Genomic DNA, 15,976 nt, shown 5'->3' on the forward strand with positions numbered 1-15,976 from the left:
CCCTTAAGGGGGAATGTGCATTTTTTGTGCTGTGTCGCGCACGAAATCGCGTTTTTTGCGTTTCATGCCATGACGATGCCGTGTTTGCATCGTTCGATGGGACCGCCCCGGGGGAACTACCGGAAAACTTGCTGGTAGCCAGTGGGCGCAATTGCAGCTAAAACTATAGGCTGTCGTAATAAGCTGTTGGTAATAAAGGCGGTGACGTGCTGTTACGGGGGTTAATCCTTGCAGTAAGTGTGGCGTTTGTCGGGTTCATCTATGTCATGATGCAGGTCATGGCAAAGGCGGGCATCGACCCACGCATGATGTGGATCATTGGGTCAATGGTAACCGGTGTTGCCATTCTGGCCGTTGCTGCCCTGTCGATCACGGCGCGCCGTAAAACCGGCGAACGCGATCTGGCACCGCTGGTTTCGGGTTTTTCCGCATCCGATATTGGTATCGCGCTGATTGATGCCTATGGCCGCACCCTTTATGCCAACCCGTCTTTTTCACGCAAACTGGGCATTGAACCGGGCGAAGATATGCTTGCCGCCCTCGAAGCCCGCCTTGGCTTTCTTGATCTTGATACATCCGATCTGACCGACCTTCGCGCACGCGCCATGCGCGGCGAAGCCGGCGAGATTTATCTCGATCTCGCATCTGATGGCTCGGTCGCCAGTGCTGATGGTCATGGTGACGGAAATGGTGATGATGATGACATTTCCAAAACCGGCCATACCGCAATTGACCCGGACGCCGAGGCTGCCGCCGTTGCCTCCTATCTTGTGTCGCGCAATGCGGGCGAGGGGGCGGATGGCACAAATGACGCAGGCCACAGCGCAACATTAACCCCTGCCACCGCCGCCCTTGCCGCATCACGCACTCTGCGCCTTGCCGTAACCCCGGCTGATGCGCGGCGCGGGCAAATGCTTTGGACGGTTGATGGTGTTGATGCAGCCAGTCGCACCGCCATGGTGGTCGAACAGGGCCGCCAGCTTGCCCTGCAGGATGCCAGCAATGTTGCTGCCAGCCTGTCACCCGACGTTCCCGACCATATTGGCGGCATTGCCTCGCATCTGCCTGCGGGTACACGTGGCTTTGAACATGCCGATCTGATGATCGAACGTTTGCCGGTCGGTGTCTTTGGCCTGGATGAAGACGGGCGTATTCTTTACGTCAATCAGCGCCTGGCAACGTGGCTGGGCGGCAGCACCGAAGATTACGCCAGTGGCACGGTAGAGCTTGCCGATCTGATGGTGGGTGACGGCATGAACGGCGAAGTGCGCCTAAAGGTGCGCGGGGGCGAGCCGATCAAGTGCTTTATCACCCATTCCATCAACGCCCCAAATACAGGGCCGATTCGCAGCCAGGCCGTTGTCTTCCCCGACCCGATGCCTGCCCATGAATGGGAACATGCCCTGGCCGAAACCGAACGCCGGGTGCGCTGGTTCTTTGATGACAGCCCGCTTTCCATTGTTCTGGCCGATATGAGCGGCACAGTCACCGATGCCAATCGCGCCTTTATCGAAACAGCAGGGCAGCGTCGCGAACGGGTAATTGGCCGTTCCATTCTGGAACTGATCCTGCCCGAAGACCGCGACGATGTGGCGCGTTACCTTTCCAAGGCCGTTATGGGCATGGGCAAGGGCGGCCAGATCGAGGCACGCCTGCAGGGTTCACGCGGGGTAGCGGCGCATATTTACCTGCAACGTGTTGCGGGCCGTTCAGGCGAAAGCGGCGCGCTGCTGCTGAATTTCCTTGATACGACCGAGCAGAAAAACCTTGAAGAACAGTTCGCGCAATCCCAGAAAATGCAGGCCGTTGGCCAGCTTGCAGGCGGTGTTGCGCATGACTTCAACAACCTTCTGACCGCGATGATCGGCTTCTGCGACCTGCTTCTGTCGCGTCATGGGCCGGGCGACCCCAGCTTCGCCGATATCATGCAGATCAAGCAGAATGCCAATCGCGCCGCCAATCTGGTCCGGCAGCTTCTGGCATTTTCGCGCCGGCAGACATTGCAGCCCAAGGTCATCAATATCACCGATGCCCTGGCTGAAATGTCCAACCTGCTGCGCCGCCTGATTGGCGAGAAAATCGACCTTAAAGTGGCGCATGGCCGTGATATTGGCCTGGTCAAGGTTGATCCGGGCCAGCTTGACCAGGTGATTATCAATCTGGTGGTCAATGCGCGTGATGCCATGTCGGGCGATGGCGGGACACTGGCGATCAAAACCGGTAATGAAATTGTTGATGAAACCAAACATGCCGGTACCGAAATTATCCCGGCGGGCGATTATGTCCGGATCGAAGTACGCGATACCGGCATTGGCATCCCCAAGGATAACCTGACCCGCATTTTTGAACCCTTCTTCTCGACCAAGCAGCGCGGTGAAGGCACCGGCCTTGGCCTTTCAACCGTTTATGGCATCGTCAAACAGACGGGCGGTTTCATCTCGGTCGATAGTGAAATGGGCGTTGGCACCACTTTCACCATCTATCTGCCGCGTTATGAAATCACCGCCGAAGAACTGGCCGCCAGCCAGGCCGTTGCCGAAGAAACCCCGTCGCGCGATCTGACCGGCAGTGGTGCTATTCTGCTGGTCGAGGATGAAGATGCGGTGCGCACCTTTGGGGCCCGCGCGCTGCGTGGCAAGGGCTATGATGTGCTTGAAGCCAGCAATGGCGAAAACGCGCTGGAAGTGCTGGAAAAAACCGACAAGACAATTGATCTGGTAATTTCGGATGTTGTCATGCCGGGTATGGACGGGCCAACCCTGATCCGCCAGCTGCGCGAAGAACGGCCCGATTTGAAGGTAATTTTCATTTCCGGTTACGCAGAAGATACCTATCGCGATGAACTGGACGAAGAAAACGGCGTCCATTTCCTGCCCAAACCCTTTTCGCTCAAGGAACTGGCGACCAAGGTCAAGGAAGTCCTCTGAACGCAGGAAACGTGCAGGAGCAGTAAGCCTCTGCCTAGGAGCTTCGTGATCTTTTGGTTGTTCCCCTGCCAGGAATCCGTGTCACGGCCATAAGGTTTGATATCGCATTCAGGTGGGTGATTGCCGGGGCAATTCACGTTCGATAAAGTTAATGAACCTTGGATCATCAATATAGGCGACGTTCAGGCGCAGATGCCCCTGGTCTTCTGTCGCACGGTTGATTTCAAATACCGATCCGGGCGCAAGAAAAATGCTTTCCCGCGCGGCGCGCCGGGTTAGTTCGATATCATCAACGCCGTCTGGCAGGGTTACCCACATATAATAGCCATCTGTTTCTTCCAGCCAGGGGCGCAAACCGATCTTGCGTAACGTGCGAACGGCAGCAAGATGTGCATTCTTGATCCGCCCGTTTAACCGTTTCAAATGATGCCGGTAATGTCCGTCATTCAGAACAGTGTGGACAATGCGTTCCACGTAACCCGATGAATTGACGATGGTTAACATCTTCATCTTGGTAAGATTGCCGATGACTTCGGGTGAGGCCGCAACATAGCCAACACGCAAGCTGGCCGACAGAATTTTGGCAAAGGTGCCTACATAGATAACGCGGCGCAACTGGTCGAGTGCCGCAAGGCGAGGCGCGGTTGGCGGCATAAGATCACCGAATGCATCATCCTCGACCACCATGAAATCCAGTCTTTCGGCAATCCTGAGAATTTCATGGGCACGCCCAAGTGTCAGGGATGCTCCGGTCGGGTTATGTGCCAGCGACTGTGTGAAAAAAAACCGTGCGCCGGTCGCCTGGGCCTTTTGGGTCAGGTCTTGCGGGTCTGGCCCGTCGGGTTCGCGTCGGACACCTTCCATCCTGACGCCAGCCAGTTTCAACTTGGCAAATAGCGGATAATACCCCGGACTATCGGTCAAAACGGTATCACCGGGGCGCAAATATTGACGAATGATCAGGTCAAAGGCGTGGTTGGCACCAAGTGTCAAAAGAACGTTTTCAGGCCGAACCGCAATCGAGCGTTCGTCAAGCATGCGTGAAAGTGTTTCGCGCAGCGGCATGAAACCGATCGGGCTTTCATAGGCATGTTCAAACAGGCCGCGATGGCCGCTGGCAATATTGCGCAGGTGACTTTTTAAAACAGAGCCTTCAACCCATTCCGCAGGGGGGCGTCCGTCGCCCAGGCGTGTGGTAAAGCTGTGTTCCAGCTGTTCGTGCAAAAGGGTGGCGATATCAACCGCTTCTGCCTGTCGTGCGGTGATGGGGTCCGTGGGTTGCGGTCGAACTCCCATAACATAATGGCCCGCCCCGTGCCGTGGCTCGACATAGCCCCGCGCGATCAGCCGGTCATATGCCTCGACAACCGTATTTTTGGAAACGCCATAGGCATTTGCCGCCGCCCGCAACGAACGCAGCCTTGTGCCCTTGGCCAGCACACCTTCATCAATCGAAAGCGCAATCCGTGCCGCAATTTGTTCGGCTTTGCTTTCCTTTTCGGGCACGGCACCCCTCCGACTGTTCCTTAAATTTGAATGGTACAGTTAATTTTCCATGGGCCAAACTGTACCTTGTTGAGATGGTACAATATATTTAGATTAAAGAAAAGTCGGCAGGCGCAGGAATGAAAAAGCGCCCGCCCGAAAATCAACATGGGAGGATCTAAGGTGATAGCGCAGTCGGGCGTCGCAAATTCGCGTCTGGAAGGTTTCCGTAATCTTACGCCGCAACAACGCTGGCAGCAGGTTGTCCAGGCCGTCGGCCTTGGCGAGGATGAGGCCGCATTACTTGAAGCCCCAGGGGCTTTGCCGATCGAAACAGCCAATGGCATGATCGAAAATGTGATCGGCACATTCGAACTTCCCATGGGGGTTGCGGCCAACTTTACCGTTAACGGGCGCGACTACATCATTCCGATGGTGGTTGAAGAACCGTCAATTGTTGCCGCGGCTTCTTATATGGCGCGTATTGTTCGCGGATGTGGGGGCTTTGAAACATCTGCCACCGATCCGCTGATGCGTGCCCAGGTTCAGATTGTCGGGCTTTCCGATCCCTATGGCGCGCGTCTTAAAATCCTTTCCGAGCGTACGAAAATTATCGAAGCAGCCAATGCCTGCGACAAGGTACTGATCGGGCTTGGCGGTGGTTGCCGCGATATTGAAGTTCATGTTTTCCCGGAAACACCCGGTGGCGCCATGGTCGTCATGCATTTGATCGTGGATGTCCGTGACGCAATGGGGGCCAACACCGTCAATACAATGGCCGAACGCGTGGCACCGCTGGTCGAACAATTGACCGGTGGCACAGTCAGGTTGCGTATTTTGTCGAACCTGGCGGATCTACGGCTTGTTCGGGCACGGATCGCGGTCACACCCGAGGCACTTGCGACAAAGGATCTGTCCGGCGAAGAAATGATCGACCGCATGGTGGCAGCTTACCAGTTTGCCGCGATTGATCCCTATCGCGCCGCAACCCATAACAAAGGCATCATGAACGGGATTGACCCGTTGATTGTGGCGACGGGCAATGACTGGCGCGCGATTGAAGCCGGTGCCCATGTTTGGGCGACCCGCAAGGGAAGTTACACGTCGCTTACGACCTGGGAAAAGGATACTTCCGGTCATCTTGTTGGCACGCTTGAACTGCCGATGGCGGTTGGTATCGTCGGTGGTGCCACCAAGACCCATCCGCTGGCGAAATTGGCGCTGAAAATCCTGAATATCAGTTCCGCAACCGAACTGGCACAGCTTTGCGCGGCTCTTGGTCTTGCCCAGAACATGGCGGCAATGCGGGCCTTGGCAACAGAGGGTATCCAGCGGGGCCATATGGCATTGCATGCCCGTAATATTGCGATTGTCGCCGGTGCTGTCGGCCCCGAGATCGAGGCCGTGGCCAAAGAACTGGCCGCTGCGCATGATGTCCGTGTCGAGCGGGCGCAAGACCTTCTGGCTGAACTTCGCAAGTCGTAACCAGATGCAGGGTCCTTGCAAAAGGACCCTGCCACGTTGACCCGTGTCACTGATAAAACCAAAAAGAAGAATGCCAAAAAGGCAGATAATTATTTTCCAAGGGAGGAAAAAATGTTGAAAACTAAAATATCACGTCGTTCCCTGTTGCAGTTGAGCGCAGGTGGTCTTGTCGCTTTGGGCGCAACCAGGTTTGCAACCCCGGCGATTGCAAAAACCAGCAAGATTTCCTGGCGCATGCAGTCGCTGTGGGATGGTGGCACCACGCCACAGAAATACGAAGAACGGTTCGTTCAGAAAGTGGCCGAAAAGACCGATGGCGCTTTTGAGCTAAAGCTTTTTTCGGCAGGTCAAATCGTGCCGCCGGCACAGTCTTTCGATGCGGTTCGCGGCGGTGCCTTTCAGCTGATGAAGACATTTGACGGTTATACAGCGGGCAAAATCCCTGCCCATGCCTTTATCAGCACCATCCCCTTTGGCTACAAAAATTCGGCGGACTACGCTGCCTGGTTCTATGATCTTGGCGGTCTGGAAATGGCGCGCCAGTCCTACATGCCAGCAGGTCTTCACTACATTGCCCCAACCATCTACGATCAGGAACCGATCCATTCCAAGGTCGAGATCAAAACGATTGCTGATTTCAAAGACAAGAAAGGGCGCTTTACCGGTTTGGCATCGACGGTGATGGCAGGATTTGGCGTTGCGGTGACGCCGCTTCCGACATCCGAAGTCTATTCCGCACTTGATAAAGGCCTGATCGACATTGCCGATCGCGGCGACCTGCAGGCCAATCTGGATGCCGGACTTGCCGAAGTCGCCAAATTCATCATTCTGCCGGGCGTACACCAGCCGACAACCGCCACGTCCTATGTGGCAAACAAGGCTGCGTTTGATAGTTTGCCAAATGATTTCCAGGTCGCTTTGGCCGAAGCTGCCCGGGAAATCTCGGATGAATATCAGGCCCAGAAAACCCAATCCGATGCCAGCGCCCTTGCCGCTTTCAAGGACAAAGGGGTGACGGTTATCGAGCTTGACGAGGCCGATGTGTCAGCAAACCGGTCCAAGGCAGCGGAAATCTGGCGCAAGGCAGCCAAGAACGATGCGCTTGCCAACAAGATTTTGGATAGCCAGATTGCCCAGATGCAAAAACTGGGCTTGCTTGCCTGACAAATCCCGGGATACGCCGCTTGCGGCGTATCCAATCTTTTTCAGTTAGCGAGCAAACATGCCTTTGTTGGTCAAAACCCTCTACGACATGGTTACGGCGCTTAACAGGCTGGTCTTTCGGGGTGCCAGCCTTTTGATGTTCATCATTGTGCCTGTCATGCTTTTTGCCGTCGTTTCGCGCTATATCTTCAATGCGCCCTCGTCCTGGGCAATGGAATTGGCGACGCTTGTCTTTGGTCCCTATTTCCTGCTTGCAGGTCCCTATCTGTTGCACGAACACGGCCATGTTAATCTTGATCTCGTTCAACATGCCGTCAGCCCAAACGTGCGCCGGGTGCTGGAGATCGTTAACTATCCCGTCATTATCGCATTTTGCGTCATCCTGCTGTTTTATGCCGTGCCGTTCGCAGAACAGGCCTGGCAATATGGCGAGACGTCCTATTCCTCGTGGAACCCGCCGATCTGGCCGGTGAAGTTTTTCATACCGCTGGCACTCGTCCTGCTTGGATTGCAGGCTCTGGTCGAATGGTTGCGTGTCCTTTTTGATCCTTCCGCCATGCACGATGCCGCCACTGAGCATGAGGTCTCCAACTAATGTCATCGACCGAAATTCTCATTGTCATGTTTGGCGGGCTAAGTGTTTTCCTGCTGGCAGGGCTGCCGGTTGCTTTCGTGCTCGGTGGTCTCTCGGTACTGTTCACCGTGATATTCTGGGATGCGAACGCACTTGTTGTGCTCGTCCTGCAGATATTTGACACGATGCATTCGGAAGCACTGCTTGGTATTCCGCTTTACATCTTCATGGCGATGCTGCTGCAACGCTCCAATGTTATTCAGGATCTCTACCGCGCGATGGAACTCTGGTTCGGGCATGTGCGCGGGGGCCTGGCAATTGGCACAGTGGTTATCTGCCTTGTCATGGCGGCGATGACCGGGGTTGTCGGGGCTGCTGTGACGGCTATGGGCATCCTTGCGTTACCTGAAATGTTAAAGCGCGGATATGACCCCCGTCTTGCCTCGGGTACGATCTGCGCATCGGGTACGCTGGGTATTCTGATTCCGCCTTCGGTTTTAACGATTGTATATTCCGTGACGGCCCAGGTTTCGATCGGCAAAATGTTGATTGCCGGTATCATTCCGGGCGTGCTGCTGGGATCGCTTTATATTGGTTATATCCTTGTTATCGGATATTTCCGTCCTGAAATGATCCCCGCGCGCGAAGACGGTTTTCGGGCCAGCTGGCGCGAAAAATTTCTGTCGCTAAAAACCCTTATCCTTCCATCAATGATCATTATCATGGTGCTGGGGTCGATTTTCCTGGGCATTGCCACCCCGACCGAGGCCGCCGCTGTAGGTGTATTTGGCGCGGGAATCGCCGCATTGCTGCGGGGCAATCTGAAGTTCGATATGCTTCAGGAATGCGCGAAAGGAACGCTCAAGACCACAGGCATGATTCTCTGGATTACCCTTGGTGCCAAGGCCTATGTGGCAATCTTTACCAGTCTCGGCGGGGCCGATACCCTGTTCCAGTTGCTGGAAGGGCTGGATGCAAACCCCTATGTGGTGCTGGCCCTGATGATGCTGATCCTTGTCTTTCTGGGGACCGTGCTTGACGAGATCGGCATCATTTTGCTGACCGTGCCGGTTTTTCTGCCGGTTGTTCAGTTCTATGGCTTTGATCAAATCTGGTTTGGGGTGCTGTTCGCATTGACGATCCAGATGGGGTATATCAGCCCGCCTTTCGGTTACACCCTGTTCTACATCAAGGGAACCTTGCCCAAAAACATCAATATGAGCGTGGTCTACCGCGGGATACTGCCCTTCTTTCTGTTGCAGATCGTCGGGTTGTTAATCTGCGTTGCCTTGCCCGATCTTATCTCCTGGCTGCCCGAGCATATGAAATGAGTCCCGCCATGATGGAAGACAAAAAGGTCACAATCGTCGAGGTAGGCCCCCGTGATGGCCTGCAAACAGAAAAGAAATTTGTCGAAACCGCATCGAAGATAAAACTCGTCGATATGCTGGGCACCTGTGGCTTCAAGCGAATTGAAGCCACCAGTTTTGTTTCCCCGCGCTGGGTGCCACAGATGGCCGATGCCAGCGAGCTCATGGCCGGAATTAACCGCCATCCCGGCGTAACCTATTCCGTGCTGACCCCTAATCTCAGGGCTTTTGAGGGGGCGGTTGCGGCGCGCGCCGATGAAGTGGCGATCTTTGCTTCTGCTTCGGAAAGCTTCAGTCAAAAGAACATCAATTGCCGCATTGCCGAAAGTCTGGATCGTTTCCGGCCGGTTATCGCGGCAGCCAAAGACGCAGGAATCCCGGTAAGGGGCTATGTCTCCTGTATCGTGGTGTGCCCGTATGAAGGGCCGATTGCACCGGATATCGTCGCACGTGTGACAGCCGACATGATGGCACTTGGCTGCCACGAAGTCAGCCTGGGAGATACCGTTGGTCAGGGGCACCCCGAAACCATCGCCGCAATGCTTGATGCCGTGCTTTCGGTCGCGCCAGCGGATCGGCTTGCGGGCCATTACCATGATACAAACGGGCGGGCGATTGAAAACATCGAGGTAAGCCTTGATCGGGGCTTGCGTGTTTTTGACAGTGCGATTGCCGGTCTTGGCGGTTGTCCCTATGCACCGGGTGCAGAAGGTAATGTCGATACCTGCAAGGTTGATGCCCTTATGCGAAAGCTGGGTTTTGACACAGGGTTGATTCCAGAACGCCTTGTAGATGCCGCCAATTTTGCCGTCGGGTTAAGGTAAACCGGACAATATTGGTTCGCCATTTCCTGCCCAAACCTTTCCCGTTCAAGGGGCAGGCGGCCAGGGTCAAGGATGTGTTCTAGGCTCGTGATGAATGCGTTTCGCCCAGCCGTGATCGGCAAAGGGTTTGCATGTTTCAAAGGCGCCAAACCGGCTTCACGGATTGGCGTCTTTTTATTTTAACCTGTATAAAAGTGGATTACGCAACCGTGCTGTGATTAAACCATATCTATCAATCGTTTAAACGCATAAAGGGTGCCCTGTTCGCACCCGGACGGAGCCGCCAGAACGTGCAGGATCATTTTGAATTTCGCACCGCCCGTAACAGGGCGGGCTGGGGCTGGGGTAGGGGCGGTTTGCTGCTGTTGGTGTCCGCCGTGGTTTTGATGTGTCAGTTGCAGGCAGCACACGCCCAACAGGCCCTATCCCATGGCGGGAAGGATGCGGAAAAATGCCTGGTGATGGCGATGCCCGAAGTATTGGGGCCGCAAAATAGCTACGAAAACTACATCCTGGCAATGTCACAGGCGGGCCTGTGCGTTGATCCCGTCTGGATGCCCAATGACCGTGCGCGTATCGCCCTTGAAAAGGGCGAGGTTGATGGCATTTTTGCCCGGCCAGCGGGGTTTGAAGCCGTTGTTTCCGTGCCAGTCGTTGCTGGCACCATGCGGGTAGGGCGTGTGCCGGAAATACTGGTTACAAGCGATCCCGCCATTACCGGGCTGGATGATTTGAAAGGCCAGTCCATAGCAACCTGGTTGGGCACAAAATGGACCGATGATCTGCTGGTTGGTTATGCCAATGTCGTGCGGGTGCCCGGTGGCCCGGTGATGATGCAAAACATGCTTAAACTCGGCCGGGTCGATGCCATGCTGCTTGATGGTTATTCCTTAAAGGTCAGCGGCGGTGTTCCCACCGGCTTTCATGCCCGCGAAATTGGCGAAATCACGGTCTATAGCTGGCTTCTCGCCCGATATAGCGATTACCTGCCGAAACTTGACGCCGGTACAGTCATCTATCGCCAAAACCTGCAGGTGGGCGGTGGCGAAAGGTTCTGATGCGGATCGTCGCCTGATCGGAAAATAACAGATCATAAGCGGTGGTAAGGTTCTGCTATTGGCGGCTTTTTTACGTTCGGCGAGCTTTGAGCTGCTTTTAAAATGTATCGGTTTCCGGCGGCAGGTTACGGTTCTGGTCCTGCGCCTCGATCACGGTTTCGCGTGACCGCCCGGTAATGTTTACCGGCTGGCTGGCCTGGTGGGACGTGACCCGGCCAAAGAAATCCGATAGCTCCTTTGCCACCTTTTCCGGGGCGGTCACCTGCCGCAGGGTAAAGCTGTAGCCCAGCCGGTCGGTAATCCGCAGATCGCCAAAATCAAAGATATTGCCAATCACGCTTTTATAAATCTGCGTCGCCTTGATGGCTTCAAACCCGGTATCGTCCTGATCTTTGATAAATACGCCACTGCGTGTAACGATGCGGTTATTGGTAATAACGCGTTCAAAGAAAAACAGGTCGCGAATGGCGGTAACCGGCAGCAAAATGCTGTCGCGCGCCGCCGCCGTTGAAAGGCCAAGGGCGCGGCGGAAAATCCGCCAGATAATCGAAATCGCCGCAATGATCACGCCAAACAGGGCAATCGAAAACACGAATTCGTAATTTTCCCACAGTTGGTTAAGGGCGGCAAAGGCATCCGGCCCGGTGACCGCCGATTTAAGGTAAGGCCGCAGGAATTCATAAATCTCGGCATAGTGATAGGCGGCATAAATCAGCACCGCCAGCCAGATGATCTTGATAATGCCCGGCACCAGAACCGATGTTGGCGATAACGGCAAATCCATGATTACGACTTCACCGTCATGCAAATGGCGGCGAATACCCTTGAAGGGTTTGGTTTGCGCGTTCTCGCTGGTCTTCTGGCTCATTGGCACGATCCTGTTCTGGCAGATGCCCCAACATACTGCCTGCATGATATTTCGCAAGCAGCCACCCCGCCATTGTTAATTCGGCTATGGCGGACTGGGGCAGGTCTGGTCTGGGCTGGAAGGGTTGGTTCCTACGCTTGTGCTGCCTTTAAAACTGCCCGTCCTTGGCAAACAGGTCGGCCAGGATCGCATCGCGGGCCGTGAATCCGGGGGGCTGTGCCGGGCGGGTGGTATCGCGGGTCAGGCGGGCAAAAACCACCTGGCGGTCGCCTTTTTTGGCCCAGCCAACAAACCAGCCCACCGGTTGCCCTTTGATCACGCTTAAATCAGGCTTTTGCGACAGGGCCGCACCGGTTTTACCAAAAACATGCCACCCGCTGGCTTGTTCGCCAATGTCAAACAGCTTGGGTGCCATTTCATAGGTAGCCTTGGAAACCGGCAATTCATGGCGCAGCAGTTTTTGCAAAAACGCCACCTGTTCGGCAGGCGATATTTGCAGGCTGGAACTTAACCAGGCGCGCGTCAGGCCGTTATCTTTGCCCTTATCCCCCGAAACATCGCCATTGCCATACTCAAAGGCGCGCACATAATTTTCATAGCGATCCTTGCCCAATCGCTGCGTAATCTGCTGCGAATACCAGACGACGGAATATTTGATCCAGCTTGCCGGGTCGGTATCCTGCTGCCATTCCTTGCGCCAGTCGGGATATCCGGCCTTGAACGGCAAAATCGGGTGATGGGTATCCTTTAATATCCCGGCATCATACCCCATCAGGCTGATGGCGATTTTAAAGGTCGATGCCGCACTGGCGCGATGCTGGCAATCCCCCTGCGCGATCAGGGTTTCACCTGTTTTGGCATCGGCCAGCAGGGTGCAAACCGTTATCGTCTTTGCCTGGCTGGCCTGTGGCAAAAACACTGTTCCTGCCACAATCGCCAACATAACCGCGCCAATTTTCATGATCCGGACTGCCTTTTATAATGCGTTTGAACGCGCAGTCTGATCGTAAAAACTGAATCTAGTCTGAACAGGCGGGTTTTCCCGTTGCCGGGTCACTATGCTGGCGGCGATGCCAGAATGGCGCGTCGGCAAAGCGTGTTTCCTGCCGGTATATTTTTTGCCGCTGGACCAAAAATTCCCTCACACCTTTTTGAACCGCCGCATCATAGGCCACAAGGGCATCGGTACTTCCTTTGTGGGCTTGGCAAATGGCATCGCCTGCCTGGCGGGCCATCCAAAGGGCGGTGGTCATGCCATGCGATGAAAGCGGGTCAAAGGCCGCTGCGGCATCGCCAATCGCGGCCCAGTTGGCACCCGAAACCGGCGTCATCCAAGTGGTGCCAGCACTGGCCAATATCGGCAACTGATCGCCCAGCGAAAAACCGGCACTGTCGATCCAGCGCGAAATATGCTGCGTTTGCCCCACGAGGGCGGACCACACGCCATGGTCACGGCTGATGCCTGCAGGCAGCAAATCAGGATCGGAAAAATAACTGATCACCATATCCTCGCCGGGCAGCAAGGCAGCATACCACCAGCCATCGGCAACCGTTTCAATCAGGGTCGCCGGGGTGGGGGTAATATCAGGGTCGGTCTGCTGTAAAAAGCAGTGTGCTGCCACCAGTTGGTCGGCACGTTTGCGGACCCCCTGGGTAATGGCAAGGGTGCTGGCCCGCCCGGTACAATCCAGGACAAAGCGAAAAACACCTTCCTCGCCATCGGTAAAACCAAGATGCCATTTATCTTTTTCCAGCCGGGCAGTTTGCACGCCTGTTGCGATATGGCGGGGTCTGGTTTCAAGGGCGGCTGAAAACAGGTCGGTTTCAAACCCGGTGCGATCCAGCACCATGCCCGGCCCTTCCAGATGCACAATGGCATTGCGTTCGCGCAATTGCGCGCTGCCCCAGGCCGAAAAGCTGGTATTGGCCGGGCGGTGGATGGGCCGGGTAATCAGCTCCGCCAGCCCAAGATCCACCAAAATGGTATTGGCCGCAGGCGACAGGGTTTCACCAATGCGCGGGCGGTCCGGGGCGGGTGGGGTTGCAACCCAAAACGGCCGCACCCCGCGTTGCGATAATGCAACGCAGGATGCAGCCCCGGCAATCCCCCCGCCAATGACGGCGATATCAGCACGCCTCATTTCGGCAATTCGCCGTCTTCCGGTGTCCAGACATAGTTCATTTCCATGTCGCTTCGTTCGACCTCGACAAACATTTCAGCGGGAATGTCCTTTGGCCGGTTGGCATCGCTTGGTCCGGGTTTGCGCACCACAAATCCCATGCGCTGCCACAGCGTGATCATATTGGTAATGCCATCCCAGTAACTGGCATTGGCATGGTAACCAATCCCCGCCACCCCACGCGACCACGGCACCCGGTTCTGGAAAAACTTCTCGCGTTCATCCGCTGAAAGGTCGGTGCGCATCATTTCGTCGTAATAGCGTTCCGGCAGCACATCAATCGGCAGCAATGCCGGCCACCATACCGCGGTGGGGAATTCGGATTGCATCAAAACCTGCTGGCAGCTAAAGGCATCACATTGCCAGGGCAGGCCCATCCAGCGTGTCAGGTCGCCGGGCATTTGCGGGCCAATCGGCGGTGGTGCGCCATTGCCACCATTTATCGCCTGGTCCAGGGTTAACAACCGGCCCACATTCTGAAGCAGGCTGGGGCGATCCCCATGTGCCAGGCGAAACGGCTCGGCCTTTTCATTGCGGTTGCGTTCATACATCGGCGCCATCCGCAAATAATAGGTCAGTTCCACCCCGGGGTGAAACGCCCCGCCCGAACAGGGTTCAAGGGCCGCTTCCGTCAGGGCGTGGGGCCGAAGGGCCACATCCATGTCATCAAGCTCGGTAATGGCATCGGCACTGGTGTCATCAAAATCATTGTTGAAATCACCTGCCGCCCACGCCTTCAGATAGGAATATTGCAGCTTGGGAAACTGGAACCATTGCAGCGGGCTGCCATCGTAATTCACCCCGTCGCCCAGCATATAGGGCATTTTAAGCTGTTCTTCCTTATAGGCATTCGGCCCGACATTTTCCGGGTTACGGAATTTGTCAAATACCTCCATGCGGAATGCCTTGTTGTCAGGTGACGGGTCCGCCAGCTTGGCGATATAGGCAGGGTCGGAAAAATCCCCAACCTTCAGCCAGCCCTCGCGCAAATTTGCGGCATTGGTCAACCATTCCATCAATGCCAGGCGGCGGAAGGTCGGGTAGATATATTTGCGAAATGATATTTTGCCGCTGGGTGGGCGGGACCATTTCTGCGCAACGTTCAAATCCTCGATCACGTCATAAAGGGTCGAAATCGGGGGAATTTCCGGCGCAAAATTGGGGCCGACACAGGCAATCCATGCACCATCGGCCACCATTTCGGTGCCATCACCCAGTTTCACGCTGGCTGTGACCGGGCCATCGCACCAGTCATCATGCCAGCCATCATTATCGGCAAAGCTGGTAATGCCGGCATTGACCGGGCTGTTGGATTTGCCATCGGGCGGAAATACCAGCAACCGGCCCGCTTCATCGGTGCGGATTTCACCCAGCCCCACCGGGTTATCCCCATAAAAATGGCCACCCATGGCGTAATCGGCCGCGCCGCCATCCTGGTTGGTGTTTTTGCCGGTAATTCTGGTTGCACCCCCGTCAATCAGCAGCATGTCTTCGCGCTGTTTGTCGGAAACAAAAAACTGGTTGCGCAACTGGCCCGGCAGGCCCGGTGCCAGTTCGCCATTATCCAGCGGGTTGTTAAACCCGTACCAGGCGGCCTTGGTATTGGCGACATGGACCTGCCAGTTAATGGTGGCATCATTGCCGGTAATTTCGCCGATCACGCGGTTCTGGTCGTCAAAGGCATAAATGCGAAACCGCTGCACCTGCTTTTTGATCAATTGCCGCCCATCCTTGAAACCACCTTCGGGGCGCGGCGGCAGGCCAGGAACTTCGGGGGCCAGAAACCATTTCGGGCTGCCACCCACACGCGAAATACCAATGGCAGGATAAATGCCCAGCCGGGCAATTTTTGCGCCCTTGGGCGCTGCCTGCGGGATATCGGTGCTCGAAATGGCGGATTTGGCGATCATGGGAAAGGCCATCATCACGGCCCCGGTGCCCACACCTGCCAGAAAATCGCGGCGTTTGATGCCGGCTTTGCCAGCCTTGCCCTTGTCGCCGGTATGCGCATTCATGGTGGTATCTCCCCTGTCTGTTCAAC

Annotated in this window: 12 protein-coding genes; 7 read left to right on the top strand and 5 right to left on the bottom strand. The window is 55.6% G+C overall.

The window, feature by feature from the left end:
* Window positions 1-206 precede the first annotated feature (206 nt).
* A complete protein-coding gene (locus CSC3H3_RS04315; protein ID WP_101283935.1) occupies window positions 207-2,927 on the top strand; it encodes a hybrid sensor histidine kinase/response regulator in 2,721 nt (906 codons plus the stop codon).
* Window positions 2,928-3,035: 108 nt separating this feature from the next.
* Here the strand turns inward: CSC3H3_RS04315 and CSC3H3_RS04320 are convergent, their stop codons facing one another.
* On the bottom strand, window positions 3,036-4,433 hold the full coding sequence (locus CSC3H3_RS04320) for an aminotransferase-like domain-containing protein (protein WP_101283937.1): 1,398 nt from the start codon (window positions 4,431-4,433) through the stop codon (window positions 3,036-3,038).
* Between the two features lie 162 nt (window positions 4,434-4,595).
* On the opposite strand from CSC3H3_RS04320, the gene CSC3H3_RS04325 reads away from it, so the two are divergent.
* The 6 genes from CSC3H3_RS04325 to CSC3H3_RS04350 all read left to right on the top strand — a co-directional run bounded on the left by CSC3H3_RS04325 (window position 4,596) and on the right by CSC3H3_RS04350 (window position 10,887).
* A complete protein-coding gene (locus tag CSC3H3_RS04325; RefSeq protein WP_245881265.1) occupies window positions 4,596-5,897 on the top strand; it encodes a hydroxymethylglutaryl-CoA reductase, degradative in 1,302 nt (433 codons plus the stop codon).
* Between the two features lie 111 nt (window positions 5,898-6,008).
* Complete coding sequence (dctP, locus tag CSC3H3_RS04330; RefSeq protein ID WP_101286089.1) at window positions 6,009-7,061, top strand: TRAP transporter substrate-binding protein DctP; 1,053 nt, start codon at window positions 6,009-6,011, stop codon at window positions 7,059-7,061.
* Window positions 7,062-7,125: 64 nt separating this feature from the next.
* A complete protein-coding gene (locus CSC3H3_RS04335; protein WP_215907553.1) occupies window positions 7,126-7,656 on the top strand; it encodes a TRAP transporter small permease subunit in 531 nt (176 codons plus the stop codon).
* A complete protein-coding gene (locus CSC3H3_RS04340) occupies window positions 7,656-8,966 on the top strand; it encodes a TRAP transporter large permease (protein ID WP_101283943.1) in 1,311 nt (436 codons plus the stop codon). Before CSC3H3_RS04335 ends, CSC3H3_RS04340 begins: the two co-directional genes overlap by 1 nt.
* 8 nt (window positions 8,967-8,974) lie before the next feature.
* A complete protein-coding gene (locus CSC3H3_RS04345) occupies window positions 8,975-9,829 on the top strand; it encodes a hydroxymethylglutaryl-CoA lyase (RefSeq protein ID WP_215907554.1) in 855 nt (284 codons plus the stop codon).
* Window positions 9,830-10,119: 290 nt separating this feature from the next.
* Complete coding sequence (locus CSC3H3_RS04350) at window positions 10,120-10,887, top strand: substrate-binding periplasmic protein (RefSeq protein ID WP_101283947.1); 768 nt, start codon at window positions 10,120-10,122, stop codon at window positions 10,885-10,887.
* Window positions 10,888-10,984: 97 nt separating this feature from the next.
* Here CSC3H3_RS04350 and CSC3H3_RS04355 read toward each other — a convergent pair whose 3' ends face one another.
* The 4 genes from CSC3H3_RS04355 to goxA all read right to left on the bottom strand — a co-directional run bounded on the left by CSC3H3_RS04355 (window position 10,985) and on the right by goxA (window position 15,950).
* Complete coding sequence (locus tag CSC3H3_RS04355; protein WP_157831824.1) at window positions 10,985-11,755, bottom strand: PH domain-containing protein; 771 nt, start codon at window positions 11,753-11,755, stop codon at window positions 10,985-10,987.
* Between the two features lie 148 nt (window positions 11,756-11,903).
* A complete protein-coding gene (gene blaOXA, locus CSC3H3_RS04360) occupies window positions 11,904-12,698 on the bottom strand; it encodes a class D beta-lactamase (RefSeq protein WP_101286090.1) in 795 nt (264 codons plus the stop codon).
* A 76-nt stretch (window positions 12,699-12,774) separates the two neighbouring features.
* A complete protein-coding gene (gene goxB, locus CSC3H3_RS04365; RefSeq protein ID WP_101283951.1) occupies window positions 12,775-13,896 on the bottom strand; it encodes a glycine oxidase maturase GoxB in 1,122 nt (373 codons plus the stop codon).
* Window positions 13,893-15,950 carry a CTQ-dependent glycine oxidase GoxA gene (gene goxA / locus CSC3H3_RS04370; RefSeq protein WP_215907556.1) on the bottom strand — a complete coding sequence of 686 codons (2,058 nt, stop codon included), beginning with the start codon at window positions 15,948-15,950 and terminating at the stop codon, window positions 13,893-13,895. Before goxA ends, goxB begins: the two co-directional genes overlap by 4 nt.
* Window positions 15,951-15,976 lie beyond the last annotated feature (26 nt).

Origin of the sequence: Thalassospira marina, assembly GCF_002844375.1 — a bacterium.
Classification (GTDB): Bacteria; Pseudomonadota; Alphaproteobacteria; order Rhodospirillales; family Thalassospiraceae; genus Thalassospira; species Thalassospira marina.

Coding starts and splice junctions, on each gene's coding strand:
- CSC3H3_RS04340 (WP_101283943.1), top strand. CDS start 7,656: ATGTCATCGACCGAAATTCTCATTGTCATGTTTGGCGGGCTAAGTGTT.
- CSC3H3_RS04355 (WP_157831824.1), bottom strand. CDS start 11,755: ATGAGCCAGAAGACCAGCGAGAACGCGCAAACCAAACCCTTCAAGGGT.
- goxB (WP_101283951.1), bottom strand. CDS start 13,896: ATGAGGCGTGCTGATATCGCCGTCATTGGCGGGGGGATTGCCGGGGCT.
- goxA (WP_215907556.1), bottom strand. CDS start 15,950: ATGAATGCGCATACCGGCGACAAGGGCAAGGCTGGCAAAGCCGGCATC.
- blaOXA (WP_101286090.1), bottom strand. CDS start 12,698: ATGTTGGCGATTGTGGCAGGAACAGTGTTTTTGCCACAGGCCAGCCAG.
- CSC3H3_RS04345 (WP_215907554.1), top strand. CDS start 8,975: ATGATGGAAGACAAAAAGGTCACAATCGTCGAGGTAGGCCCCCGTGAT.
- dctP (WP_101286089.1), top strand. CDS start 6,009: ATGTTGAAAACTAAAATATCACGTCGTTCCCTGTTGCAGTTGAGCGCA.